General features: G+C 68.1%; 23 protein-coding genes and 2 pseudogenes. 11 read left to right on the forward strand and 14 right to left on the reverse strand.

The window, feature by feature from the left end; all coding sequences use genetic code 11:
• Positions 1–98: 98 nt before the first annotated feature.
• The gene (locus ABTX24_RS17425) at positions 99–1,004 is read left to right on the forward strand and encodes a hypothetical protein (protein WP_350841282.1); all 906 of its coding nucleotides are present in this window, start codon (positions 99–101) and stop codon (positions 1,002–1,004) included.
• Positions 1,005–1,385: 381 nt separating this feature from the next.
• Positions 1,386–1,586, forward strand: a pseudogene (locus tag ABTX24_RS17430) (ISL3 family transposase); the annotation flags it as partial.
• 51 nt (positions 1,587–1,637) lie between these two features.
• Here the strand turns inward: ABTX24_RS17430 and ABTX24_RS17435 are convergent.
• Positions 1,638–2,147: a DinB family protein gene (locus ABTX24_RS17435; RefSeq protein WP_350841284.1), complete on the reverse strand. Its 510-nt coding sequence runs from the start codon at positions 2,145–2,147 to the stop codon at positions 1,638–1,640.
• A gap of 162 nt (positions 2,148–2,309) precedes the next feature.
• On the opposite strand from ABTX24_RS17435, the pseudogene ABTX24_RS17440 reads away from it, so the two are divergent.
• Both ABTX24_RS17440 and ABTX24_RS17445 read left to right on the forward strand, forming a co-directional pair.
• A pseudogene (locus ABTX24_RS17440) lies at positions 2,310–3,616 on the forward strand (ISL3 family transposase).
• Between the two features lie 286 nt (positions 3,617–3,902).
• Complete coding sequence (locus ABTX24_RS17445; protein ID WP_350841286.1) at positions 3,903–4,109, forward strand: helix-turn-helix domain-containing protein; 207 nt, start codon at positions 3,903–3,905, stop codon at positions 4,107–4,109.
• Here ABTX24_RS17445 and ABTX24_RS17450 read toward each other — a convergent pair.
• The 6 genes from ABTX24_RS17450 to ABTX24_RS17475 form a co-directional block, all read right to left on the reverse strand.
• Positions 4,104–5,408, reverse strand: coding sequence for a tyrosine-type recombinase/integrase (locus ABTX24_RS17450; protein WP_350841288.1), 1,305 nt, complete (start codon positions 5,406–5,408; stop codon positions 4,104–4,106). The two genes, ABTX24_RS17445 and ABTX24_RS17450, sit on opposite strands and share 6 nt — an antisense overlap.
• A 324-nt stretch (positions 5,409–5,732) precedes the next feature.
• A complete protein-coding gene (locus tag ABTX24_RS17455) occupies positions 5,733–6,761 on the reverse strand; it encodes a caspase family protein (RefSeq protein WP_350841290.1) in 1,029 nt (342 codons plus the stop codon).
• A 397-nt stretch (positions 6,762–7,158) separates the two neighbouring features.
• Positions 7,159–7,857: a hypothetical protein gene (locus tag ABTX24_RS17460; RefSeq protein WP_350841292.1), complete on the reverse strand. Its 699-nt coding sequence runs from the start codon at positions 7,855–7,857 to the stop codon at positions 7,159–7,161.
• 42 nt (positions 7,858–7,899) lie between these two features.
• On the reverse strand, positions 7,900–8,163 hold the full coding sequence (locus ABTX24_RS17465) for a hypothetical protein (protein WP_160023463.1): 264 nt from the start codon (positions 8,161–8,163) through the stop codon (positions 7,900–7,902).
• A gap of 195 nt (positions 8,164–8,358) precedes the next feature.
• Positions 8,359–8,910, reverse strand: coding sequence for a flavoprotein (locus ABTX24_RS17470; RefSeq protein ID WP_350841294.1), 552 nt, complete (start codon positions 8,908–8,910; stop codon positions 8,359–8,361).
• Positions 8,911–8,932: 22 nt separating this feature from the next.
• Entirely contained in the window at positions 8,933–9,820 is an 888-nt protein-coding gene (locus tag ABTX24_RS17475; protein ID WP_350841296.1) for a helix-turn-helix transcriptional regulator, read from the reverse strand.
• Positions 9,821–9,955: 135 nt separating this feature from the next.
• Here ABTX24_RS17475 and ABTX24_RS17480 point away from each other — a divergent pair, with 135 nt between their 5' ends.
• The 3 genes from ABTX24_RS17480 to ABTX24_RS17490 all read left to right on the forward strand — a co-directional run bounded on the left by ABTX24_RS17480 (position 9,956) and on the right by ABTX24_RS17490 (position 13,740).
• On the forward strand, positions 9,956–11,272 hold the full coding sequence (locus tag ABTX24_RS17480) for an MFS transporter (RefSeq protein ID WP_160023456.1): 1,317 nt from the start codon (positions 9,956–9,958) through the stop codon (positions 11,270–11,272).
• Between the two features lie 64 nt (positions 11,273–11,336).
• On the forward strand, positions 11,337–12,965 hold the full coding sequence (locus ABTX24_RS17485; protein ID WP_350841298.1) for an AMP-binding protein: 1,629 nt from the start codon (positions 11,337–11,339) through the stop codon (positions 12,963–12,965).
• 7 nt (positions 12,966–12,972) lie between these two features.
• Positions 12,973–13,740, forward strand: coding sequence for a thioesterase family protein (locus tag ABTX24_RS17490; protein WP_350841300.1), 768 nt, complete (start codon positions 12,973–12,975; stop codon positions 13,738–13,740).
• A gap of 4 nt (positions 13,741–13,744) precedes the next feature.
• Here ABTX24_RS17490 and ABTX24_RS17495 read toward each other — a convergent pair whose 3' ends face one another.
• Positions 13,745–15,184, reverse strand: a complete 1,440-nt coding sequence (locus ABTX24_RS17495) for an MFS transporter (protein ID WP_350841302.1) — start codon at positions 15,182–15,184, stop codon at positions 13,745–13,747.
• A gap of 97 nt (positions 15,185–15,281) precedes the next feature.
• Between ABTX24_RS17495 and ABTX24_RS17500 the strand changes: the two genes are divergently transcribed.
• Positions 15,282–15,842 carry a TetR/AcrR family transcriptional regulator gene (locus tag ABTX24_RS17500; RefSeq protein WP_350841304.1) on the forward strand — a complete coding sequence of 187 codons (561 nt, stop codon included), beginning with the start codon at positions 15,282–15,284 and terminating at the stop codon, positions 15,840–15,842.
• Here the strand turns inward: ABTX24_RS17500 and ABTX24_RS17505 are convergent.
• Positions 15,833–17,551, reverse strand: a complete 1,719-nt coding sequence (locus ABTX24_RS17505; RefSeq protein ID WP_350841306.1) for an AMP-binding protein — start codon at positions 17,549–17,551, stop codon at positions 15,833–15,835. The genes ABTX24_RS17500 and ABTX24_RS17505 overlap by 10 nt on opposite strands.
• A gap of 210 nt (positions 17,552–17,761) precedes the next feature.
• Here ABTX24_RS17505 and ABTX24_RS17510 point away from each other — a divergent pair, with 210 nt between their 5' ends.
• The gene (locus tag ABTX24_RS17510; protein WP_350841308.1) at positions 17,762–18,277 is read left to right on the forward strand and encodes a potassium channel family protein; all 516 of its coding nucleotides are present in this window, start codon (positions 17,762–17,764) and stop codon (positions 18,275–18,277) included.
• Positions 18,278–18,299: 22 nt separating this feature from the next.
• Here ABTX24_RS17510 and ABTX24_RS17515 read toward each other — a convergent pair whose 3' ends face one another.
• On the reverse strand, positions 18,300–18,779 hold the full coding sequence (locus ABTX24_RS17515) for an OsmC family protein (RefSeq protein ID WP_160023444.1): 480 nt from the start codon (positions 18,777–18,779) through the stop codon (positions 18,300–18,302).
• A 69-nt stretch (positions 18,780–18,848) separates the two neighbouring features.
• On the opposite strand from ABTX24_RS17515, the gene ABTX24_RS17520 reads away from it, so the two are divergent.
• Complete coding sequence (locus ABTX24_RS17520) at positions 18,849–20,549, forward strand: alpha-glucosidase (RefSeq protein WP_350841310.1); 1,701 nt, start codon at positions 18,849–18,851, stop codon at positions 20,547–20,549.
• Between the two features lie 10 nt (positions 20,550–20,559).
• Here ABTX24_RS17520 and ABTX24_RS17525 read toward each other — a convergent pair whose 3' ends face one another.
• The 4 genes from ABTX24_RS17525 to ABTX24_RS17540 all read right to left on the reverse strand — a co-directional run bounded on the left by ABTX24_RS17525 (position 20,560) and on the right by ABTX24_RS17540 (position 25,901).
• Complete coding sequence (locus ABTX24_RS17525) at positions 20,560–22,158, reverse strand: glycoside hydrolase family 13 protein (protein WP_502891090.1); 1,599 nt, start codon at positions 22,156–22,158, stop codon at positions 20,560–20,562.
• A 16-nt stretch (positions 22,159–22,174) separates the two neighbouring features.
• A complete protein-coding gene (locus tag ABTX24_RS17530; RefSeq protein WP_350841314.1) occupies positions 22,175–23,671 on the reverse strand; it encodes an MFS transporter in 1,497 nt (498 codons plus the stop codon).
• Positions 23,672–23,751: 80 nt separating this feature from the next.
• Entirely contained in the window at positions 23,752–24,447 is a 696-nt protein-coding gene (locus tag ABTX24_RS17535; protein ID WP_350841315.1) for a response regulator transcription factor, read from the reverse strand.
• Positions 24,444–25,901 (reverse strand): ATP-binding protein, encoded by a 1,458-nt coding sequence (locus ABTX24_RS17540; RefSeq protein WP_350841317.1) that lies wholly within the window; start codon positions 25,899–25,901, stop codon positions 24,444–24,446. Before ABTX24_RS17540 ends, ABTX24_RS17535 begins: the two co-directional genes overlap by 4 nt.
• Between ABTX24_RS17540 and ABTX24_RS17545 the strand changes: the two genes are divergently transcribed.
• Positions 25,893–26,093, forward strand: coding sequence for a hypothetical protein (locus ABTX24_RS17545; protein WP_350841319.1), 201 nt, complete (start codon positions 25,893–25,895; stop codon positions 26,091–26,093). The genes ABTX24_RS17540 and ABTX24_RS17545 overlap by 9 nt on opposite strands.
• Positions 26,094–26,125: the final 32 nt, after the last annotated feature.

Below are 26,125 nucleotides of genomic sequence, written 5' to 3' on the forward strand. Positions count from 1 at the left end.
CGCGTCGCGCTCGGCGCGGGGGTTCCATCGAGCACCTCGACCGATTCTGGCCGAAGGCCGGTCATAACGAATCTCGAGTAGCCGCGATACTCAGGACTATGCATGAGTCAACGCCCGAGATTGCTGCTATTTCCAGATTGGTCCTCAGCGAAATCGCAGCCGCCGATGGTGCCAGGTTCGAAGCGGACTGGCCGCGCATCTCCTTGGAGGGCCTGAGCCAGCCGCTCATGCCGCAGGACGGCGACCCCGAAGAGGAGAGTCTTGCGCCGACCACTGGGGCGCGGCTCGCCGATACCCTCACGGAGCTACAGCGACTGATGGACGAGATCCAATTCAGCACCTGCATGGCTTACATGTTGCTACGGGACTTCACGGTCAACGGCCCCGACGGTACGTCCGCACCGGATTTCGCGATGCCCGAGCACGTCAAGGCATTGGTGGCCCCGTATGTTCCTTTAACGCAGGCGTCCAGGCTTCTTGACGATCTCCATGGCACGCTGTCCGGCGACCGACATCTGAGTCGATGGCTCGCCGGCATGTTGCTGGATGGAGCACTCATCAAACAGGTCTCAGTCCTCGACCGGTTGGCCACGCTGCTGGAACTGGCTACCGGGAAGCCCCTTCGAACGCAGAAGGGCTCAGGGAGGTGGATGGCGCCAGTCTTCAGCAAGAAGGAGCTCGACCGACTTGCTGGCTACTACTCCGCGATACCCGCCTGGGTGAGCTTATGTGAACTGGCTGAGGACGAGGTGACGGTCTGGGTTCGCGACGAGGTCCGTGGAGGCCTGATCCATCGACGTCGGCTCCCTTCAGCACTGGCAGGGGACGTGGTACTCAACTACAGCCACCTCGATTCAGACCATCGATACATCCAAGACGAGCAAGCTGGGCTGACCGCGCCAGAACACCTCGGTGTGGTTCGCATGGCTTGGGATCAAATCCTCGAACCGGCAGTTGGGAACACGGCTCTGCTCTTGGCACATAGACGGGACGTCACCCCATAACAAGGCCCGAAGCAGAGTCGATCTGTCGCGGGACGTCGATGCCGAGACAACAAGTCCGTTTTCGGCCGCCTTGCCGCGGTTGACCGAGCCTTGCCCGCGCCGCAGTTGTCACTCGCTTAGCGTGCGGGTATCGCTCAGCCGTCAACCGGACGATCACACAGCCCAATTGCTGCCCGGTTCGAGTGGCCGCGTCGAACCGCCGCAATAGTCGAAGTCGATCTCGTCCTTCACCGTGTGCTCGGGATCCTTTCGCTGGCAACGCGCTTACCACTGATGTGCAGCGTCGGAAGTTTTGCGGCTCTTCGCAGTTGAGGGTGTAGTCCGGTCGGCGCGTCGGTGGCCGGGTAGGGGTCGAGGTCTCCCGAGGATGGGGGTGACTATGATCTCGGGCTCGAAGTGCTCGGGCAGCGGTTGGAGCCCGATCGGGCGATTCTCCGGTGCCGGGTTGTCGAGCCCGACAAATGGTGTCGTCGCTGCGGATGCCAGGGTGCGGCCAGGGACACGGTGGTCCGGCGGTTGGCGCACGAGCCGTTCGGGTGGCGGCCCACGGTGTTGGAGGTCAGCCTCCGCCGATACCGTTGTAACGCCGCCTCCGACGACCCGGAACACGGACCGAGGACGCGCCGCGAGCCGTCAGTCGCCGACGCTGCCGTCGATCATCTCGCGCAGGATGTCCGCGTGGCCCGCGTGCCGGGCGGTCTCCACGATCACGTGCAGGTACATCCACGTCAGCTCCCTGCCCCGCGGTGTGGTGACGGCGTAGTCGAGGCTGTGCTGGGCGGCGATCTCGCGGGAGCGGTCGCACGCCGCCTGGTAGGCGGCGATGACGTCGTCGAGCTTCTCGTTCGGCTCCAGCCGCAGGTCGGCCTCCGGGTCTGCGTCGGTCCACGGCGGCGTGGGCAGCTCCGCGGCGGGGATCTGCCCGATCTGCTGGGCGAACCCGCCCAGTTCCACCCACCGCAGGTGTTTGATCAGGCCGCCGAGGTTGGTGCCGGTCGGCACCGGGCTGCGCCGGGAGTCCTCCTCCGACACCCCGCGGGCCTTGCGCACGACGGCGTCACGCAGGTAATCCAGGTACGTCTCGAGCTGCTCGCGCTCGCTGGCGGCGACCACGCTGCCGAGGATCTCACCGGGTCTGGTCATGGCCCGAACGTAACACGCTGGCCGACCCTCGCACCGGGGCGATTTTGGGCTCTTCGCAGTCGCAGTTGAGGGTGTAGTCCGGTCGGCGCGTCGGTAGCCGGGTAGGGGTCGAGGTCTCCCGAGGATGGAGGTGACTATGCCGTCCATCTGGAAGACCTCGACGTGTCTGACGCTACCTTCGCCCGCCCTGACCTGACCACGTTCGCTCGTCTTGATGATCTCGGGCTCGAAGTGCTCGCGCAGCGGTTAGAGCCCGATCGGGCGATTCTCCGGTGCCGGGTTGTCGAGCCCGACAAATGGTGTCGTCGCTGCGGATGCCAGGGTGCGGCCAGGGACACGGTGGTCCGGCGGTTGGCGCACGAGCCGTTCGGGTGGCGGCCCACGGTTTTGGAGGTCAGCATCCGCCGATACCGGTGCGCCGGGTGCGGTCACGTGTGGCGCCAGGACACGTCGCGGGCCGCCGAGCCGCGGGCGAAGCTGTCGCGACGTGGCCTGTGGTGGGCGCTGGAAGCCCTGGTGTGCCAACACCTGAGTGTCGCCCGCGTCGCCGACGCTCTGGGGGTCTCGTGGAACACCGCCAACGACGTGGTCCTGGCCGAGGGCCGCCGGGTCCTGATCGACGATCCGCACCGCTTCGACGACGTGCACGTCATCGGCGTGGACGAGCACGTCTGGCGGCACACCCGGCGTGGCGACAAGTACGTGACCGTGATCATCGACCTGACGCCGATCCGCAACTGCACCGGGCTGGCGCGGCTTCTGGACATGGTCGCCGACCGCTCCAAACAGGCGTTCAAGGCCTGGCTCGCCGAACGTGACAAGTCCTGGCGCGACAATATCGAGGTCGTTTCGATGGACGGGTTCACCGGGTTCAAGACCGCCACCGCCGAAAAGCTACCCGAGACTGTGCCGGTGCTGGACCCCTTCCACGTCGTCCGTCTGGCAGGCGACGCCCTGGATCAGTGCCGGCGCCGGGTCCAGCAAGCCACCCACGGGCACCGAGGCCGCACCGGCGATCCACTATATGCCGCGCGACGCACCCTGCACCCCGGCGCCGACCTGCTCACCGAGACCCAGCAGCACCGGCTGACGGAGCTATTCGCGGCCAACGCCCACGTCGAGGTCGAAGCCACCTGGGGCATCTACCAGCGGATGATCGCCGCCTACCGTGAGCCCGACCGAACCCGGGGCCGCGAGCTGATGAGGCATTGATCGAGTCGATCAGCCGAGGCGTCCCCAGCCCGTTCAGCGAGATCATCACGCTCGGCCGCACCCTGACCAAGCGCGCCGCCGACGTGCTCGCCTCCTTCGACCGGCCCGGCACATCCAACGGCCCCACCGAAGCGATCAACGGCCGCCTTGAACACCTCCGCGGCTCCGCCCTCGGGTTCCGCAACCTGACGAACTACATCGCCAGATCACTACTCGAGACTGGCGGCTTCCGACCCCAACTACACCCTCGATTGTGAAGAGCCAGTTTTGCCGGGCGTTCCACGAAGTCGGGCGAACAAGTCGCGATTCTGGGCCTGACCTGAACGCAGGTCAGGCCTCGGGATGCCGTCCTGCGATAGCACGAGCCGTCTTTGTCTCACGCGAGTCGCCAGAGGATCAGACACTCCTGCGCTCGGCGCCACTCGGCCCTCGAGCGCATCGAGGCGGCTAGACAAGGATGGAGCCGCCGTTGCCTCGGGCGCCGACCTCAGCGGTGACCGCATCGCACCTCTCAGGTAGTGACACATGCCGTTGAGGAGCATCATGGGCCAGATTCCGACCGTAACTGTGGAGAACCCGTATCTCAGCCTTGCTGACGCCGCCGATCATGTCGGTCAGTCCGTCAAGACCCTGCGGCGGCGCATTGCTGCCGGGACGCTTCCCGCCTACCGGTTCGGTCCTCGCTGCATCCGCGTGCGGTTGTCCGATCTCGAGGCGTCCGCGCGTCCGATTCCAAGCTCACGTTCATGAGTCAGACTCGGCAGCCGCATCGACGTCGAATCCGGCGAGCTTCGAAAGTCTGGATGCCAGTTCCTGCATCCGATCCTGGCTGGCGTGCTGATAGCGCAACGCCGCCTGCGGGGTCGTGTGCCCAGCCAGGTTCATGAGTTCTGCCAGTGTCGCTCCTGCAACCGCCGCGCTGGTGAGTCCAGTGTGCCGGAGGTCGTGAAAGTGCAGATTCGGCCGCCCCGCGGCGACCCGTGCCTCGTACCAGCCATGCCCGATTCGCTTCACCTGCCCCTTCCGCGGCCCCTTCTTGTGGAAGGTCGTGGCCCGGCCATAGAACGACGACGGCGTGAGGTGATTGTCGTCTTTGCCTGGGAACAACAGGCCCTCGGAGCCTGGCCGGGAGTGCGTCAGCAAGTGATGCCGGACGCCCGGAAGGAGGTGCGGCGGGATCGGTACGTCGCGTACACCGGCGTCGGTCTTCGGCGGGCCGATGATGCAGCCCGGCCGGCAGCCACAGGGCCGAGTGTCGTTGGGCAGCTCCTCGGGCACGTTCCGAACCAGGACGACGCCTCGGCGGACCTTGATCACCTTTGTGCGCGTGTCGATGTCCTTGCGACGGAGTTCGGTGAGCTCGCCGAACCGGAGACCGGTCCAGGCCCCGAGTTGGACCATCAACATCCGCCGTTCGGGGACCGCGGCAGCGAGGACGGCCAGTTCGTCGTTGTCGACTGGGTCCACGTCGTGAGTGGCCTTCACCATTCCGCCGCCGCGGACCTTCGCGGGGTTGGCGCCCTGGATCAGGTTGCGATCGATTGCCGTGTTCAGGATGGTGCGGAACAGCCCGTACGCACGGGCGCGCGTTGTTGGGCGGCCAGGTGCAGTGCGCTCAAACCACGTATCGACGTTCTCAGGGGTAATCTCCCGCAGCGGCGTATCCGCGAATGTCGGCAGGATGTGCAGGCGGAGGAGGTCTTCGTAGTCATCACGGGTAGTAGGCGCCAGCGGCCGGCCCTTCACCTTCCTCGTCCGGAGCCACTGGGGAGCGTACTCACCAAAGGTCAACGGCGCTTGCGCCCGGGCTGCCTTGCGGTGGGCGGGCGGAGTCCATCGGCCCTCGGAGATGAGCCGCCGTTCGTCGAGCAGCCACGCCTCGGCGTCCAGGCGCGAATCGAAGGTGTTCGGCGCGTTGTGTCGCATTGGCTTCACATGCCCGGACTTCGTCGCCATCGTGCGGCCGTCAGGGTCGGCGTAGTAGGCGCGAAAGCGCTTGGATGGCAGTTTCTCGATGCTGCCGAAGCCTCGCTTGTCATTCTTCGCCATAGTCAGACTCACCCCGTCGGTCAAGGCGCGAGGCGTGGATTCGTGGGACTAACGTGGGACTAGATCGGCCAGATATGGCTCTCCATGTCCACTCGTGTCCACATCAGCGCTTCGCGTTCATGCAGGTCAATCGTATGTTTTCTAAGGTGTGTCCGCATCTCCGCCGAGGTGCGCGAGATAGGTTCAAACCCAGTATCGTCCACAGAGCAAGTAGCCCCTGGCCTGCGGAGACGCGAGTCAGGGGCTACTTCTGTTCCGTCCTAGGAGAGTGGGTTCGCCGGGTGCCTGACCACCTGGCTGCCGATCAAAGCCCTCGGCGAGGCGTCACGGCCGATACTCGATCGTGAGCCGGCCCAGTCGTTCCGGCGAACTGAGCTGCTCGGCTACGTCCACTTCGAACCGCCAGGTTGGTTCCGGTTGAGGCGAGGGCACATGCGCTCCTGCATCAGGTGAAGGCGAGGTCGTCGGTGGCTGGATCTCGAACGGAGTCTGCTCTACGAGCGCCTGCCACGCTGGCCCCAGGGTGAGCAGCCCCGGGCTTTGTGTCGGCGGCATCTCTCTGCTGATCGACGTGTGTAACGACCGGTAGGTCTGGTTGGGCTCCGGGCGCTCGAAGTGATCCAGCAGAGCCGCCGTGAAGACGCCATGGCCGTCGATCTCCATGGACTCCTGATTGTCCTGGCAGCCAGACAGAAGGATCAACGATGCGCTCGGAGTCGCGTCTCGCGGGACAGACCGGCGTATCTCGACATACTGGTCCCGATGTTTCCGCAGGACCCGGCGCTGGACCTCCACAGGTGCTCCCCGCAAGCGCGGACCGCTGGCGCCTGTCCCTCGGGTCCGGGATCGAGTCGGCAGGGTCGCCGCGACGCGATGGTAGGCAGCCCGAACCTCGGGGAGGTCCTCGTAGGCGCGCTCGTAGACGCCGCGCACGACCGTCCCGCTGTGGCAGCTGTCGGACAGGACGACGACCCTGACTCCCGCACGGAAGAAGCTCAGGGCGTCGCGAATCTCGTCGTCGAGCACCTCGCGGTCATAGAGGAGCCACGTCTCATCGCGGCGATCCTCCTCATCGTCGCCGAGGTCTTCAAATTGCCCGCCGTGTCCGGCGTACGTGATCACAACGATCCCGTTCACGGGTATCCGATCTGCAGCGTCACGGATCGCTTCCAAGACTGCCTCGGCGGTCGCCTGGTGCGACAGGAGCGTGGTCGTCTCGTACCCGAGTGACTCGGTCAACTCAGCCATGGCGAGTGCATCGTTCTCACCTGCGTCCAGGCGCCCATTCCAGCCGTCGTAAGACCTGGGATCGATCTCGTTCAGGCCGATATGGAGGGCGAGGCCTTCAGTCAATGGAGTCATCTCTCTGCATCAGTGTGTCAGTGACTACGGCCGGGCAACGGAAACAGATCTCTCGACCTTCTTGGCGGAACCACCGACACGTCCCGCGCACATGGCAGGGAGGCAGGTCCGCCACCATGGGCTCTGTCCCGCGCACCGAGGATGCGACGGTGCAGGCTCCGTCTTCGAAGTTTGCGCACTTGGAATCGGCGCATGGGGCGGCCACCCGCAGGAACTCCGAGAAAGGTAGGGCCTGTGGGATCGCCCGCATCTCATCCGTCACCGGGACAGGATGCGGGAGAAACTGAATCTGCCGACCGTGGTCTTCACTGGGCAGAACTATCCCGATGACTTCGCTGCCTTCGAACTCAGTTCGGGCGCTAGGACAGGTCAGCCGGCGCGACATCTTCTAGAACTCCCAGACGACCGTGCCGGAGGCCTTCACTTCTGCAGTGGAGTGTGACTTCTCCCCGGATTCGTAACCCACGCCGCCCTCGAGTTTGAACTCGAACTTGTCGGGCGTGTACCACTTGTCATCGCCGCTTCGCGCCTTCGGCCCTGATGGCGGGATAACGTCGAACGTGATGGATGTGAGTTCGTCGCGGAACAGCTCCAGCTTGGCCACGAGCTTGGCGAACGCCGAAGTTACCGCTGGATCGAGTCTACGAATCAGGTCCCGAAGGTCGTCGTCCAGGTCGAAGAGTTCGTTCCATGACTGGGGATCTGCGGTCAAGGTTCGCAGCAGACTCAAGCACTTGGGGATGTCTTCGCTGATCGAGTCGTTCAGTTTGCCAACGCTGGAGCGTGTGATCGGCGCCCGGCCGGTGAGGCGAGAGAGGTCACCGCGTGAAAGCGGTCGGCTTCTCATGAGGGACGGATCGGCGAGATCTCCGGTCGGTGTCTGGGTCCCGAATGGATCGACCACAGTGGGGATGCCGTTCCCAGTCGACATCACTGCACCGACCGTTACCGTCATCGGGTTCTCGTCTGCCGACCGACTCCGGGGTCGAGCTTCGAGCGCGCTGATCATTGCTGCGGCGATCTGCGAAGAAAGTGTTGCGAAATCCGTATCTTTCGTAGCCACGATCGTGTCCTCCACGATGGTCATACGTGGCGCATCCGTTATAACGGCCCCGTCGTCGGACGGAAGTCAGTCTCCGAGATCGGCGTGCGCGATGGATTCAAGGCCCTCGAATTCGCCCGAGGGGATGAAGTACAGACGGCCATCGGCCGCCATCAGAATCGAGCCTGTGAATAGAAACTCTGGTCCCACACTCTGGAGCGGCCGCTTGAAATTGACCTCGTGGGGCAGGGAGTACTCGAGCAACTCGGGGACCTGGATCGTCGACCCGCCGATCTCCACCTCGGGAATTGCCTGGGTCTCGGCATTCCCGGTTATGTCGTCGTTGGTCAATTCCATCACCCTCGTTCTGCTGGAACTCCCCTTTCCTCGATCGTGCCCCTGTGCGACAGACTTGTCTTCACCGATTCGCGGTAGTGGGCGGGTGAAGACGCGACCTGCGGCATATAGGTGCAGCTACGACTCGGGACCGAAGCCTTACGCAATCGCATGCTCGTCCCTCAGGTTGGTGACGCAAACTGCGGTGTACTAGGAGCGATTTGCAGCCTGTTGCGCAGCGTCAACGATCGCCTTCCATGGCAACGCCTGGTCCGGAGGCATCTGACGGGGCGGGTAGAGGGGCCAGACGTCGCGACCCTCGATGAGGTCGACGCCGGCGGCACGTAGGGCTGCCACGTGGGAGGGCCAGGCGGGGTGCTCGGCATGGGCGGCGTTGATGAGGGGGAAGAGCACGACCGGGACGGTCGTGAGGCTCTCGGTGACAACGGTGAGTGCCTGGTTGTCGGCCAGGCCCAGGGCGATCTTGGCTGTGCTGTTGAAGGTCGCGGGGGCGACGACGATGGCGTCGAGCTGCGCGGGATGAGTGCGCGGCTCCCACGGGAGGCGGCTCGGGCCCCGCACCGGGAAGCCGGTGATGGCCTCGATCCGGTCTGCCTCGCCGTTCGCGCTGAGCCAGCTGAACGCCGTCGGCGTCAGGGTCACCGGGACCTGGTGGCCCGCATCCACCAACGGGGTGACCAGTTCGTCGCAGAGTTGCTCCACGCCGCCTGCAGCGCAGGCGATGACTCCGATGATGGCCACGCCGAGAGCGTACGCGACGTGATCAGTCGATCAGGCCGGCCTCGCGCGCCATGCGGACGGCGTGGACGCGGTTGTTGGCGTTGAGCTTGCGGGTGGCGCTCTTGAGGTAGGACTTCACCGTGCTCTCCACGATCCCGAGGGCCTCGGCGGCCTGCCGGTTGCTGCTCCCGAGCGCGACCTGACGGAGTACGTCGAGCTCGCGGGCGGCCAGACGTACGGCCGGAGCGAGCTGAGCCGGCTGCTTCTCCCCCGGCGCGGCGGTGAGCCGGAGGACCATGGCCTCGAGGCGGCTGCGGACCTCGGGGTCGAGCACTTGGCCGGCCAGATCGGTGAGCTCGGCCGCCATCTCCCTGCGTTCGGCGAGATCGCGCTTGGCTGCCGCCTCGTCCGGGCTCGGAGCCCGGCTCGGGGCGGGCGCCAGCCGCGAGAGCCGGTTGCGTACCTCGTCGTCGATCAGGATCTCGCGCTCGAGGGTGCGGATCAGCGGACGCAGCGAGTCGAACCAGACACCGCCGAGACCGAGCCGCGACCGGGAGGCGAGGTAGATGAGCATCCGCGGGGCCCGGTCGACCAGGATCGGCAGGGCGGCGACCGTCTGGATCTCCTCCTGAGCGACGGCGGTGTCGTAGAGGTGGGTGATCCCTCGGGCGGTGTAGTAGTGGTCGACGGACCCGGGTTGCCGGGTCTGCAGGGTCTTGCCGCCCAAGCCCTCCCCGTTGACCACGCGCAGCCCGCGCAGTGAGGCGCCCTTCGCGCCACAGGTCGCGGTGATGTCGATGGCCGTGCCGTCACCGCGCACCGGGCCACCGAAGGCGAGATCCAGCCCCGACGCGGTCCGGAAGGAGGCCAGCGTCTGGGCGATCCGGGACCCGTCGTACGGCGCCTCTGGGGCGATGGCTGCGGTGCTCATGGCGTTGAGCGTAAGTGACGACCATCACAAGCAACAAGAGGCGTACCCCCTCTTTCGAGGGCACTCGTCCGGGGGTATCGGACAGGTGATGTCAGTCCCACACTCGGTTCACCCATCCGAGTAGGAGGCACGATCATGGCCCAAATCGCGGCTAACCGAGCCGAGGTCGACGGGCGCACCATGCGCCGCGTCGCGACGGCGTCACTGACCGGCACCACCATCGAGTTCTACGACTTCCTCATCTACGGGCTCGCGGCGGCCCTGGTCTTCAATGCCGTCTTCTTCCCGTCCATGGGTGGCCCCGAGGGCACCCTGGCCTCGATCGCGACCTTCGGCGTCGCGTTCGTCTTCCGACCATTGGGGGCGATCCTCTTCGGCCACTACGGCGACCGGATCGGCCGCAAGGCCACGCTGATCACCACCTTGATGATCATGGGCACCTCGACCTTCGCGATCGGCCTGCTGCCGAGCGTGGAGTCGATCGGCAAGGGCGCCGTGGTGATCCTCGTTCTGCTGCGCGCACTGCAGGGCATCGCGCTCGGCGGCGAGTGGGCGGGCGCCGCACTCCTCACCACCGAGTACGCCGCCAGCGGCCAGCGCGGGCGCTACAGCATGTTCCCGCAGCTCGGCCCCAGCCTCGGGCTCATCCTCGCCGCGGCAGCCATGCTCACCACCTTCCGGCTGATGGAGCCCGCCGCGTTCGCGGCCTGGGGCTGGCGGATCCCGTTCCTGGCCAGCGCGGTCCTCATCGCGGTCGGCCTCTGGGTCCGGCTGAAGATCGCCGAGACGCCATCGTTCAAGAAGGTCCAGTCGGCAGGCACCCGCAGCGCCCTTCCGTTCGTCGGCTGCATCCGTGACCAGTGGCGGCAGGTGCTGCTCAGCGGCGGCATCATGGCCGTCGTCTTCGGCGCCTTCTACACCGGCGCCAGCTTCATGGTCGCGCACGCGGTCGGCACCCTCGGCCTGAGCATGAGCCAGGCCCTGCTCGGCGTCATCGTCGCGGCCTTCGCGATGAGCGTGACGGTGATCGCCTCCGCGTGGCTCTCCGACGTCCTCGGCCGCCGCGTGGTCCTGCTCATCGGCGCGGCCTTCGGCCTCGTCGCCGGCCCGCTGTCCTTCGCCATCATGGAGCCGGGCAGCTTCGCGAGCTTCGCCCTCGGCAACAGCCTGATGCTGTGCGTACTCGGCCTCAACTACGGTCCGATCGCGGCGTTCCTGCCTGAGATGTTCCAGGCGAAGTACCGCTACACGGGAGCCGGCCTGGGCTACAACATCGCGGGCATCCTCGGCGGCGCCGTCCCGCTGGTCATCGCCGAGGACCTGCTGGCCAGGTGGGGCACCGACGGCATCGCGTACTTCCTCAGCGCCCTGGCCGTGCTGAGCATCGGCTGCCTGCTGGTGGCCAAGGAGACGAGCCGCGTGGAGCTCGACGCGGAGCCCGCACTCGCCTGATCCGGCACCGCTCACCCTCCTTCGGGGGTGTGGCTGCCACCGTGGTCTCGGTCATGCTCGCGGCATGACCGAGACCTCATCCATCACCGCTTCGTCGGCTCGTGGCGACATCGACGTCCCGCTGCTCGAGGAGACGATCGGAACCAACTTCGAGCGCACCGTCGCCCGCCACGGAGACCGTGAGGCACTCGTCGAGATCGCCACCGGACGACGCTGGACCTACGCCGAGCTGGATGCCGACGTAGACGCCCTCGCGGTCGGCCTCCGCAAGGCCGGCATCGGCAAGGGTGACCGCGTCGGCATCTGGGCGCCGAACTGCGCCGAGTGGACGATGATCCAGTTCGCCACGGCCAAGATCGGCGCGATCCTGGTCAACATCAACCCCGCCTACCGGACCCACGAGCTCGCGTATGCGCTCAACCAGTCCGGCGTGCGGCTGCTGATCAGCGCGACCGAGTTCAAGACCAGCGACTACGTCTCGCTCGTCGGCGAGGTGGAGGGCGAGTGCGGCGCTCTCGAGCAGACCGTCTTCCTGGGTACGCCGCAGTGGGATGCGCTGCTGGCCGCCGGCCGCGGCGAGCGGCTGGCCGATCACGTCGACTACCCGCTCGACCCGAACGACGCGATCAACATCCAGTACACCTCCGGGACCACGGGGTTCCCGAAGGGCGCGACGCTGTCGCACCGCAACATCTTGAACAACGGCTTCTTCGTCACCGAGACGATCCACTTCACCGAGCAGGACCGGCTCTGCATCCCGGTGCCCTTCTACCACTGCTTCGGCATGGTGATGGCCAACCTCGGCTGCACCACCCACGGCGCGACGATGGTCATCCCGGGCCCCGGCTTCGACCCGGCGACGACCCTGCAGACGGTCCAGGACGAGAGGTGCACGGCGCTGTACGGTGTGCCGACGATGTTCATCGCGATGCAGAACGACCCGGACTTCGCCTCCTACGACCTCTCGACGCTGCGTACCGGGATCATGGCCGGCGCGCTGTGCCCGATCGAGGTCATGAAGCGGTGCGTCAGCGAGATGCACATGAGCGAGGTCGCGATCGCGTACGGGATGACCGAGACCTCACCGGTCTCCTGCCAGACCCGCACCGACGACGACCTCGAGCGTCGCACCGAGACGATCGGCCGGGCCGCGCCGCACGTCGAGATCAAGATCGTCGACCCGGCCACCGGTGAGGTGGTTCCGCGTGGCACGGCGGGCGAGTTCTGCACTCGCGGCTACTCGGTGATGCTGGGCTACTGGGACGACGAGACGAAGACCGCCGACGCGATCGACGCCGACGGCTGGATGCACACCGGCGACCTAGCGGTCATGCGCGAGGACGGCTACTGCGTGGTGGTGGGCCGGATCAAGGACATGGTGATCCGTGGCGGCGAGAACATCTACCCTCGCGAGATCGAGGAGTTCCTCTTCACCCATCCCGACATCGCCGAGGCGCAGGTCGTGGGCGTCCCGGACGAGCGGTACGGCGAGGAGCTCTGTGCCTGGATCCGGATGCGCCCCGGCGCCGAGCCGCTGGACGCCGAGGCCGTCCGCGCCTTCGCCAGCGGCAAGCTCGCCCACTACAAGGCACCGCGCTACGTGCTGATCGTCGACGAGTTCCCGATGACCGTCACCGGCAAGGTACGCAAGATCGACATGCGCGAGCAGAGCGTCGCGCTTCTCGGCCTCTGAGCTGCTGATGAGCTATTGGCACCGGACCGGTCCGCGTACCTTCACCCCGACCGAGCACGTCGGCGGCGCCTGGGACCTGGACACGCAGCACATCGCCACCCTGCTCGGGGTGCTCGCGCACGAGGTCGAGCGGGACCGCGATGCCCGCCGCGACGACGGACTCCAGATCACCCGAGTCAGCTACGACATCCTCGGCACCGTCCCGCTCGAGCCGGTCGACCTCGAGGTCACCGTGCTCCGCGCCGGGCGCACGATCGAGCTCGTCGAGGCGCGGGCGTGCCATGGCGGCCGGCCCGTCGTGCTCCTGCGTGCCTGGCTGACCGCCGGCTACCCGACCGCGGAGCTCGAGGGCACCCGTCACCCACCGATGCCGGCACCGGACGAGGTGCCGGCCTGGGACATGACCGCGCTGTGGGACGGGGGCTTCATCGCCTCGGTCGAGGTGCGTCGCAAAGACCTCGGCCCAGGGCGGGCGCAGTCCTGGGTACGTACGGCTCACCCCCTCGTCGCCGACGAGGAAGTGAGCCGGCTGGCGCAGGTCGCCGGGCTGCTCGACATCACCAACGGCGTCGCCGTCCGCGTCGACCCGAAGGCCGTCAGCTTTCCCAACCTCGACCTGACCGCGCACCTGTTCCGGGCTCCGGCTCCTGGCTGGTTGGGGCTCGACACGACCGTCTCGTTCGGCCCGGAGGGCGCCGGTGTGACCACGTCCGTGCTCCATGACGAGCAGGGCGCCTTCGGCGTCAGTACGCAGTGCCTGACGGTCCGTCCCTGAAGGCTCAGCTGGCGGCCGCGACCGTGACCGGCGCGGTCGACCTGCTGGCACGCCGATGGGCGGTGAGCATGACCACGGCGACGATCACGGCAAGGGCGTAGAAGCCCGTCGCGACCTCGAAGACGGTCGCATAGCCATGGGCCTGGGCGACGGCGCCCGGCGCGGCGTCATGGTGCACCGCGCTGCCGTACACCACGGTGAGGAGCGCGAGTCCGACCGAGCCACCGATCTGGTGGGCGGTGTTGACCAGGCCGGAGGCGGCGCCGGCGTCACCCGGGTCCACCTCGGCCATGCCGAAGTCGGTGAGCAGGATGATCGCGATGCCCTGGCCGATGCCCAGCACCAGCAGCGGCGGCAGGATCGACGCCACCGGGGTCGTCGCGTCGATCCGGCTCAGCCAGGCCATGCCGATCCCCGCGGTGGCCAGGGAGGTCAGCAGCAGCACAGGCTTGCTGATCCTCGGTCCGGCCCAGCGCACGGCGTAGACCATGGCAAAGAACATGCCGGTCATCGGGATGTAGACGAGTCCGGTGGCGAGCGGGCTGAGGCCACGTACGTTCTGGAGATACTGCGAGAGGAAGTAGAACGTCGAGAACATCGCGCCGACGATCAGGATCCGGCCGAGGTACGCCCCAGACCGCTGCACGCTGAAGAAAAGCCGGATCGGCACGATCGGCTGCGAGGCCCGCAGCTCGATGAGCACGAACCCGACGAGCAGGACCACCGACGCCGCCAGCGGAAGCAGGGTTCGGGCGCTGCCCCAGCCGATCTCGGCAGCCTCGACGAGGCCGTAGACGAGCGCCGACATCCCGACGGTGACGCTCAGCGCTCCCAGGATGTCGACCCGGCCGGGCCGGGACTCGGTCTCGGGGAGGTAACGCGGTGAGAGGGCGAGGATCAGGATCCCGAGCGGGACGTTGACCAGGAGACCCCAGCGCCAGGAGAGGTACTCGGTGAAGAGGCCGCCGACGATGATCCCCACGCTCGCGCCGGCACCGATCACCGCGCTGTAGATCGCGATCGCCCGGGTGCGCTCCTCGGGCTCGGGGAAGCTCGTGATCAGCAACGCCAGCGTGGACGGGATCGCGAAGGCCGACGCCAGCCCCTGCAGCGTGCGCGCGACGATCAGAAGCTCGGCCGACGACGCCAGTCCGGCCAGGAGCGAGGCCGCGGTGAAGAGCGCCGTCCCGGCGATGAACACGCGGCGCCGGCCGAGCAGGTCACCGGCTCGTGCGCCGAGCAGCAGGAGGCCGCCGAAGGCGAGCACGTAGGCGTTCTGGATCCACGACAAGGACGAGTCGGTGAAGCCGAGCTCCGCCTTGATGTGAGTGAGCGCCGTGGTCACGATCGAGGCGTCGAGGGTCATCATCAGCTGGCAGCCGAGGATCACCATCAGGACCACCGCCCGGTGACGGGCACCGGCGCGCGGGGGTGTCGAAGACATGTATGCACTTCCTAAGTAACTAACGAGTTGGTTATTTCAGTGAAGCACTGAAGGCCACGAAATGCAACTAACTAGTTACTTGCTTTAGGCTGGACGCATGGCCAGAGACTCCGAGGCGACCCGCATCCGCATCCTCGACGCCGCCGAGGCCGAGTTCGCTGCGTACGGCATCGCCGGCTCGCGCGTCGACCGGATCGCGGAGACGGCGCTGGCGAACAAGGCGCTGATCTACAAGTACTTCGGCACGAAGGACGAGCTCTTCGACGCCGTCTTCGCCCACCGGGTGCTCGCGTTCGTCGACGAGGTCGAGTTCGACGCCACCGACCTGCCCGCCTACGCCGGACGGTCCTTCGACCTCTACGAGCGCTTCCCCACGACGCTACGGCTGACGACCTGGTACCAGCTCGAGCGCCCGACCGGGAAGCTCCCGGCGATCGTCGCCTCCAACGACGCCAAGCTGGCCAAGATCAAGGAGGCGCAGCAGGCGGGGAAGCTGACGACGGCCTACTCGCCGCTCGAGCTGCTCACCGAGGTTCGCGCGCTGGCGATGAGCTGGCACCTCCACACCCCCGAGCTGGCCCTGGTGCGCCGGCCGAGCCGCGCTCGGTGCCGGGAGATCGTCGTCGAGAGCGTCCGGCGCCTGGTGGCTCAGGACTGACGGGAGAAGAAGTCCTCGTAGCGGTGCTCCCCCGGCGGCCGCTGGTCGACCACGTCCTGCTCACGGACCCGGAGCTCGACGCGCCGGATCTTCCCCGAGATCGTCTTGGGCAGGTCGAAGAACTCCAGGCGCCGCACCCGCAGGTAGGGCGGCAGGTGGTCGCGGGCGAACTCGAGGATGGCCCGGGCGGTCTCGGCCGTCGGCTCGTGGCCGGCGGTGAGGGAGACGTACGCCTTGGGGACGGCCAGCCGCACCGGGTCCGGTGCCGGTACGACCGCCGCCTCGGCCACCGCGGGGTGCTCGATCAGGACCGACTCCAGCTCGAAGGGCGAGACCTTGTAGTCGGAGGCCTTGAAGACGTCGTCGGTGCGGCCGACGTAGGTGATGTAGCCCTCCTCGTCGCGGCTGGCGACGTCGCCGGTGTGGAAGAAGCCACCGCGCATTGCGTCGGCCGTCCGCTTCTCGTCATCGCGGTAGGCCGTCATCAGCGTGGCCGGCCGGGCGGCGAGGTCGAGGCACAGCTCACCCTCACCCGGCCCCTCGATCACGGTCCCCTCGATCGGGTCGACCAGCACGACCGGGACGCCGGGCAACGGGCGGCCCATCGAGCCCGGACGTACCGGCTGGCCCGGGCTGTTCGCGACCGTCGCGGTCATCTCGGTCTGCCCGAAGCCGTCCCGGATGGTCAGGCCCCACGCCTGGTGGACCTGGCTGATCACCTCGGGGTTGAGCGGCTCACCGGCGCTGATCGCCTCGCGCAGCGACCCGCAGCCGCCGGAGAGGTCGGCCTGGATGAGCATCCGCCACACCGTCGGCGGAGCGCACATGCTGGTGACGTGCTCCTCCCGGATCCGCTGCAGCAGCGTGGCCGCCTCGAAGCGCGCATAGTTGAGGACGAAGACGGTCGCGCCGGCGAGCCAGGGCGCGAAGAAGTTCGACCAGGCGTGCTTGGCCCACCCGGGGCTGGAGATGTTCATGTGGACATCGCCGGGGCGCAGCCCGAGCCAGTACATCGTGGACAGGTGCCCGACCGGGTAGGTGTAGTGCGTGTGCTCGACCAGCTTCGGGCGGCTCGTGGTGCCGCTGGTGAAGTAGAGGAGCAGCGCGTCAGAGGTCGCGTTGCCCGGGTGCTCGAGCGGCTCCTGCGCCTCGGCGGCAGCCGCGGCGTAGTCGTTCCAGCCGTCCCGCTCCCCCGCGCCGAGCCCGACGCCGATCCGTACGTAGTCACCGGGGACGCCGTCGAACTTGTCCGCGTCCTCGGCGTTGCAGACCACGGCCTTGGCCCGGCCCCGGGCGAGCCGATCGACCAGCTCGGCGGTGCCGACCGCCGTCGTCGTCGGCATCAGGACCGCACCGACCTTCATCGCCGCGAGCATCGTCTCCCACAGCTCGACCTGGTTGCCCAGCATGACGACCACGCTGTCGCCCGAGCCGACGCCGAGACGCCGAAGGTAGCGGGCCACCGCGTCCGAGCGACGCGCCAGCTCGTCGAAGGAGTACGCAGCCCGCGACCCGTCCGACTCCGCGATGACCAGCGCCGGAGCGTCGTTGCCCCGAGCCATCGGGTCGAACCAGTCGTGGGCGAAGTTGAAGCTCGCCCCGACGTCGGGCCAGCGGAAGGTGTCCAGCGCCTCGGCGTAGTCCAGGCGCTGGGCGATCAGCGCGTCCCGGGCGGCGAGCAGGGCGTCGGTCGAGGTCGAACGAGTCATGGCGGTCATCATCGTCGCGAGGCCGACCCCCGCCCTACCCCCGGAAGAGGGGGCTGGGTGCAGCGGATCCTGGCCGGCTGGTTCCGGTGTCACCCGTGACGGGTGACGCGGCGGCCCCGTCCGTGACCGCATCCTGAGGGTTCAGTTCGTACGATGAATCGAGACTTCCATGGGAAAGGCGCCTGCCTCTGGCCAGCGGAGAGCCCGGTGATGAGCAGTCGATCAGATGAGCGGAGTCCCCGGTCCAAGGCCTGGTCGCGTCCGATCCTGACCTTCGGCGGCCTGTTGGTCGCCTACTTCGCCTTCCCTCTGAAGTGGACGGCAGACTCGGCCGTGGCCGTGGGCGCGAGCCTGCTGGTGACGGTGGGGGCGCTCGCGCTCGTCGGGGCGGTGATGATCAAAGAGCTCGGCTCCGTCCGCAGGGGCGCACCTGGTCGCGGCACGCGGGTTCTGGCCATGTTGCTGATCCTGCTGGTGATGGCGGCGTCGCTGACCTTCTTCCTGCTCGACCAGGCACGCCCTGACGAGCTCGTCGGCCTGAAGACGCGGACCGATGCTCTCTACTTCACCTTGAGCACCATGACGACTGTTGGCTACGGAGACGTCCACGCCGAGGGTCAGCTCGCGCGGGCGTTGGTGTGCGTGATGATCGTCTTCAACATCGTGGTGGTGGCATCGCTCGTCCGGGCCCAGACCAGTTCCCCGACTCGCCCTCGGACCGACTAGGCAGCCGGGCCGACCACCATCGCTACGCCGTCAGTCCACCGACGATCACGGTCGGCTCGACGTCGACCGGGAAGTTCACGCTGCTCGCGATGAAGCAGTCCAGGTGGGCCTGGTGATGGGCGGAGGTCGCGGGCTCGATCATCGCAGCCTCGGCGACGGTGACGACCGGGTGCAGCACGGCCCGGGTGAACCGGCCACCGGTCCCCTGCGTCTCCATGGTGGCGGTCGCGGCGTCGTGGTAGTCGAGAACGACCACGCCCACCGTCACCGCCTGGTGCAGGTAGGAGAGCATGTGGCACTGCGCCAGCGAGGTCAGCAGCAGCTGCTCGGGGTTGTGCCGGCTCGCGTCGCCGCGGAAGGTCGGATCGGCGGAGCCCAGGATGTCGGGCAGGCCCTCGATGCGTACGACGTGGTCTCGGGCGTAGTCGCGGTAGCCGCTCGTCCCGGTGCCACGGTTGCCCGTCCACTCCACCGAGACCTTGTAGTCGTGGGTCAGTGCCATGCGCCCACGCTATCGCCGGCCCGTGGGCGGCGCGTATGCGTGGCGGCCCGCACGGTTACCGCGCACATCATGACCCACCTGGCACCCGCTGAAGGAGAACGCACACCATCGAGCGTCCCCGCACCCGCTGGGCGCACCGGCCCCGGGTGGTGGCGATCCGCCGTCGTCTACCAGGTCTACCCGCGCAGCTTCGCCGACGGGAACGGTGACGGCGTGGGCGACCTCCGCGGGATCAGGCAGCGTCTCGACCACCTCGAGTGGCTCGGGGTCGACGTCTTGTGGATCTCCCCCGTCTACCCCTCGCCGATGGCCGACAACGGCTACGACGTCAGCGACTATCACGATGTCGACCCGACGTACGGAACGCTCGCGGAGCTCGACGCGCTGATCGCCGACCTCCACCAGCGCGGGATGAAGCTGGTGATGGATCTCGTCGCGAACCACACCTCGGACGAGCATCCCTGGTTCCTGGAGTCGAGCTCGAGCCCCGAGAGCCCCAAGCGCGCCTGGTACTGGTGGCGCGACGAGCCCAACAACTGGGGCTCGTTCTTCTCCGGTCCGGCCTGGACCTACAGCGAGGGCAGGGCCGCCTACTACATGCATCTGTTCACCAAGAAGCAGCCGGACCTGAACTGGGAGAACCCCGAGGTGCGGCATGCGGTCTACGAGGTGCTGCGCTGGTGGCTGGACCGCGGCGTCGACGGCTTCCGCATGGACGTGGTCAACCTGATCTCCAAGGACCCGGAGCTTCCGGAGGCACCGGTCCTCCCCGGGCAGCGCTACGGCAACATGCGGCAGTCGGTGATCGACGGCCCGCGCGTGCACGAGTTCCTCGCCGAGATGCACCGCGAGGTCTTCGACCGGTACGACCGCGACCTGCTGCTGGTCGGTGAGACCGGCGAGACGACGGTCGAAGAGGGCCGGAAGTACACCGACCCGGCCCGCCGCGAGCTCGACATGGTGCTGCACTACGAGCACGTCGAGATCGATCACGGCACGTTCAAGTGGGACGTACGCCCCTTCGACCTCGGTCGACTCCGTGATCGGCTCGCGGCCTGGCAGGAGGGTCTGGCGGACGTGGGCTGGAACAGCCTCTACTGGGACAACCACGACCAGCCGAGAGTCGTGTCGCGGTACGGCGACGACGGCCGCTGGCAAGCCGAGTCGGCCAAGCTGCTCGCGACCGTGCTGCACCTGCAGCGGGGCACCCCGTTCGTCTATCAGGGCGACGAGATCGGGATGACGAACTTCCCGTTCACCTCCATCGACGAGGTCGATGACGTGGAAGCGGTGAACTACTACCACGAGGCGGTCGCTCTCGGCGTGGATCCCGAGGACGTGATGCGCTCGCTCCGGGCGATGTGCCGCGACAACGGGCGTACGCCGATGCAGTGGGACGCCTCCCCCTCCGCGGGCTTCACCACCGGAACGCCGTGGCTCGCGGTCAACCCGAACTACGCCGAGATCAATGTCGCCGCACAGGTCGACGACCCGGACTCGGTGCTCTCGCACTACCGCCGGCTGATCCGGCTGCGCCACGAGGACCCGGCCGTGGTCGACGGCGACTTCACCCTGCTGTCCGACAGCCATCCGCAGATCTTCGCCTTCCGCCGGCGCCACGAGAGCGGGCAGCTGGTCGTGCTCGCGAACTTCAGCAGCTCCGAGGCGCAACTGGGCGAGCTCGTCGGAGAGAGCCGCGGCGAGCTCGTGATCGGGAGCGGCAGCGGCCCGGTGATGGCCCCGTGGGAGGCGCGCGTCTACCGCCGCTGAGGTCTCTGCGTCAGCCGGTGAGGATCCAGACCGCGTCGTCCGGCGCAAGATCGGAGACCGGCCGCTCGCCGCTGCAGATCACGACGTCACCGTCGGGCAGCGGCGTGGGCGCCGTACCGCAGTTGAGGAAGACGCTCAACCGGCCGCGACGGAAGGCGATGACGCCGTCCGGCGCGTCGAGGAACCTCACCTCGCCGCCGGCTCCGCGGGCGTAGCGGCGGCGCGCGGCCAGGGCCGCCCGGTAGAACTCCAGGGTCGAGCCCGGCCGACCGGTCTGGGCGGCCACGGTCAGGTCGGCCCATTGGACCGGCTGCGGCAGCCAGGGCTGTTGGTCGCCGGGGCTGAAGCCGAACGGCGGGGCGTCACCGCTCCACGGCAACGGCACCCGGCAGCCGTCGCGGCCGTTGCCGCCCTTCGCCCACGGGTCCTGCTGGTGCTCCGGGGGCAGCTCCACGTGCGGTAGCCCGAGCTCCTCGCCCTGGTAGAGGTACGCCGACCCGGGCAGTGCCAGCATCGTCAGCGTCGCCGCGCGGGCGCGGGCGAGCGCCTGTGGGCCGTCGCCGTAACGGGTCCGATGGCGGACCGCGTCGTGGTTGGAGAGCACCCAGGTCGGCCAGGCTCGGGAGGGCTCCAGCGCCTGCAGGGTGGACATGATCGCCTCGGTGAACTCCACCGCCGACCATTTTGACTGCAGCCACAGGAAGTTGAACGCCTGGTCGAACTCGTCCGTACGCAGGTAGCCGCGCAGGTCCGCGGGCCATTGGGTCCACGCCTCGGCGAGCAGCATCCGATCACCGGGGTAGGCGGCGACGATCTTGTGCCAGTCGCGGTAGACGTCGTGCACCTCGGGGCGGTCCCACATCGGGTCGTCCTCGACACCGGCGTCGTACATCACCGCAGGGTCGGAGTTCGGTGAGTATCCCTCCGGGACCTTCTGGTCGCGCAGGTCCTTCATCAGGCCGTGGGCGACATCGACGCGGAACCCGTCGACGCCACGGTCCAGCCAGAATCTGAGTACGGAACGGAACTCCTCGGCCACCTCGGGATTGCGCCAGTTGAGGTCGGGTTCCTCCTGGTCGAACATGTGGAGGTACCACTGTCCGTCCTCCACCCGCGTCCACGCCCCACTGCCGAAGACCGAGCGCCAGTTGGTCGGCGGCTCGTCGCCGTCCGGCCCTCGGCCGTCGCGGAAGATGTAGCGATCCCGCTCGGCCGAGCCGGGGCCGGCCGCGAGCGCCTCGGCGAACCACGGGTGGGCCGAGGAGGTGTGGTTGGGGATCAGGTCGATGATCACCCGCAAACCGACTTGGTGAGCCCTCTCCAGCAGATGCTCGGCATCGGAGAGCGACCCGAAGAGCGGGTCGACGTCGCGGTTGTCCACGACGTCGTACCCGTAGTCGCTCTGCGGCGACGGATAGAACGGCGAGAGCCAGATCGCGTCGACGCCGAGGTCGGCCAGATACTCCAGCCTCGAGGTGATGCCGGCGAGATCGCCGGTGCCGTCCCCGTCCGCATCGGCGAACGAGCGCGGATAGATCTGGTACGTCACGGCCTCACGCCACCACGGAGCATCCACGGGAGTCCGGTAACCGGATGCCGCTCGGGTCATGCCACCAGGTAGGGCCTCAGAGATCGTGGTCGGCAGGGTGGAGCTGCGGGCCGGTGACACCACAGTGCGCGCACGTCTCGATGTGCACGCGGTGCTCGTCCGGCTCCGCTTCGGCGGCGAGCGGACGCCGTACGAACACCGCCGCGAGCGCCGCGCCGAGGATCAGCAGGCCGGCGTTGATGAGCATCGCCATGCCGTAGCCCTCGTCGAAGGTCTGTGGGTCGGTGTAGTCGTCGCCGGCGATCCCGACCGCCGCCGGGATGACGGCGACAGCCAGCAGCCCGGCGGTTCGGGCGACCGCGTTGTTGACGCCCGAGGCGATGCCGGCATGCCGGTCGTCGGCGGCGTCGAGCACGGTGGCGGTCAGGGGCGAGACCAGCAGGGTGAGCCCGACGGCGAAGAGCAGGACGGGCGCGAGCACGTCGAGGACGTACGACGCATCGGGGCCGATCCGCCCCATCCAGAGCGCGCCACCGGCCGCGAGCAGCGGCCCGAGGGTCATCGGCAGGCGTGGACCGATGCGCTGCGCCAACGCGCCCGCACGGGCCGAGAAGAGCAGCATCACCACGGTCACCGGCAGCAGCGCCGACCCCGCCGCGAGCGGCGACCAGCCGCTGACGATCTGGAGCTGGAGGACGAGCAGCACGAAGATCACGCCGAGCGCGGCGTACACGAGCAGGGTCACGGCGTTGGCCGCGCTGAACTGAGGATTGCGGAACAGCTCGAGCGGGACCAACGGATGGGTCGAGCGGGCCTCGACGACCACAAAGGCGACCAGGCAGGCGGCTCCGACCGCGGCCGTCGCCGCCACGGAGCCGACGAGGCCCACCTCGCCCGCCCGGGTGAGTCCGAAGGTGAGAGCGCCGAGTCCGGCGGCGGCGAGCACCGTGCCGGTCAGGTCGAGCCGTCCGCCGGCCTCCGGGTCTCGGCTCTCCGGGACGTAGCGCAAGGCGACGATGACGATGAGCACCGCGACGGGGACGTTGATGAGGAAGACCAGCCGCCAGTCGATCTCGACCAGCCAGCCCCCGACGAGCGGTCCGACCGCGGCCGCGACACCGCTGAACCCCGACCAGGCGCCCACGGCCGCGGGCCGGTCGTCGACATGGAACGACGCCGCGATGATCGCCAGGCTCCCCGGCGTCAACAGGGCACCCCCGACCCCCTGCAGCCCCCGCGCGGCGATCAACAGCTCGATGTTGGGAGCCAGCCCGCACAGCAGCGACGCGAGGGCGAACCACACCACGCCGATCAGGAACACCCGGCGCCGGCCGAAGCGGTCACCCAGGGAGCCGCCGAGCAGGATCAGCGCCGCGAGGCTCAGCGTGTAGGAGTTGACCGTCCACTGCAGACCGGAGAAACCCGCGTCGAAATCATCCCCGATCCGGCCGAGAGCGACGTTGACGACGGTCGAGTCGAGCAACGCCAGGCCGGAGCCCAGCACCGTCGTCGCCAGCACCCAGCGGCCACGCGGCGTGCCCAGCCGGAGGACGGCGCTGTCGGTCTCGGTCACCCGCTCAGTCTAGTGACGGCCGCCGAGGGCCTCCGCCACGTCGGATGGCCCGACCCACGACCGGTTCATCCGTCCGCAGGTCAGGTGTGGGGTCGGTAGCGGTAGCCGACACCGCGCAACGCCGATATCGGCGAGGCGTCCCCGGACCAGCCGAGCTTGCGACGCAGCCGAAGGACCGCGAACTTGACCCGCTCGGGCGCGATCCCGGTCGGGTCGTTCCACACCTGCTCCAGCAGCTGTCTCGGCGAGAGCACGGCACCGGCGTGCTGGACCAGCACGCTGAGCAGTCGGAACTCGGTGCGGGTGAGGTCGACCGGCCGTCCGTCGACCTCGACCCGCCGGATCCGGAGGTCGACGCGGACGACACCGTCGTCGTACACCCCCGACCCGGTACGTTCGTCGCCTCGCCCCGCCGACCGCGCCCGACGCAGCAGCGCCTCGACCCGCGCCAGGAGCTCGTTGTTGTTGAACGGCTTGGTGAGGTAGTCGTCGGCGCCGCCGCGGAGGCCGCGTACCTTCTCCGACTCCTCGCTGTGGGCAGTCAGCATCAGGATCGGTACCTCGGCGAAGTCGCGCACCCGATCGAGCACGGTCCAGCCGTCCATCTCGGGCAGCCCCACATCCAGGATCACCAGGTCCGGTCGTACGTCGTGCACCTTGCGGAGCCCGACCCGTCCATCGGTCGCCAGCTCGAAGGCGTAGCCGCCGCGTTCGAAGAGCATCCGCAGGGCGAGCGCGACGTCCGGCTCGTCCTCGATGGCGAGGATCCTGGTCACCGGAGCTCCCGATCCAGCGGCACCGCGACTCGCACCGTCGTGCCGCGGTCCTCGACGCTCTCGACCGTGAACGATCCGTGGTGCAGCTCGACGATCGTCTTGCAGATCGCCAGGCCGAGTCCGCTGCCCGACAACCGTCTCCGCACGGCGTTCGAGCCGCGGATGAAGGTGTCGGTGATGGCGGGAACCTCGTCGTCCGGGATGCCGATGCCGGTGTCGGCCACCTCGATCACCCATCTCGACCCCGCACATCCGGCCCGGACCGTGACCGAGCCGCGGGGCATGGTGAACTTCACGGCGTTGCTCAACAGGTTGTCGAGCACCTGGCGCAGGCGGGTCGGGTCGGCGTCGAGCGGCGGGCCGTCGGCGATGTCGCAGGTCAGTGTCACCTGGCCACTGTCCGCCGCGGGCCGGTGGTCATCGACCGCGAGCTGCACGAGCTCGGACACGTCGACGGGTGACTCGTGGATCGGCAGGGTGTGCCGCTCGAGCTGGGTGATCAGCTGCAGGTCGTCGACCAGCCTCGTCAGCCGCTCCGCATTCCGTGCGATCGCGTCGAGCGCTGTCCGCTGGCGATCGGTGAGCGAACCGGAGGCCGCGTCGCCCAGGATGTCGGTGAAGCTGGCCACCGCCGTCAGCGGCGTACGGAGCTCATGGGAGACGGCGGCCACGAAGTGGTTCTTCAGCTCCGCCGCCTCGGTCAGCACCCGGTTGCGCTCGCGGAGCTCGTGCTGGGTCGTGGTGATCTCGGTGACGTCTCGGAAGTACCACAGCGCGCCCAGGTCGGTGTCGCCGTCACGGATCGGCACGAAGTCCAGGCTCAGGCTGCGGCCGTTCATGAGCTCGAGGCCGTAGCCCAGGCACATCTTGCGGAGGGTCGCGACGTCGTCGAGCTGGGCGCGCACCGTGGCCCGCTCGCGGCAGCGGCTGGCCACGGCGCCGAGAACCTCCGAGCGCTCGACGTCTCCCCAAGCCTCGGCGCTCGAGCGCCCGAAGATGCGTGCGAAGGTGTCGTTGGCCAGTACCGTCCGGCCGTCCTCGTCCTCCACCACCACGGCCGCGTCGAGCTGCCGGACGAGTGCCCGAAGCCGTTTCCCTTCGATCCTGGATCGGCGCTCGGCGACCCGCTGATCGGTCACGTCGAGCGCGTACGCCATCACGGCCCGCACTCCCGTCACGTCGGTCATGTCATAGAAGACGGTGTCCATCTCCCGCCATCGGCCGTCGGCGGCGAGCACCCTGATGTCGGTCCGGGCCGCCGGAAGCTCGCGGGCGCGGACCGCACGGAGCGCGGCTGCGGCGGTGTCGACGTCGTCCGGGTGGACCGCGTCCCGCAGACCCGAGGGCAGCTCGATGTCGGGTGAATAGCCGAGCGCATCGATGATCGCATCGGAGAGCACCGACCAGGTCCCATCGAGGCCGATCCGCACCACGACCGACCGCGCGTGCTTCACCAGGGACGAGTACGGCTCATCACCGAGACCAGCTTCCCGGAGTACGGCGCCGGGATCGAGACGCGCGACATCCTCGACGAACTCCGCAACGTCGTCCGAGTCCGCCGCAGCATCGTGGAGCAGGACCGTGGCGCGATCGACGAGATCGGAAAGGGCGTCCGGGGTCGCGCTGGTGTCCGCGTGCTCAGCTGATGGTTCCGTCTTGCGACCCCCTTCTACTGGCC

Source organism: Nocardioides sp. NPDC127514 (genome assembly GCF_040302125.1).
Lineage (GTDB): Bacteria > Actinomycetota > Actinomycetes > Propionibacteriales > Nocardioidaceae > Nocardioides.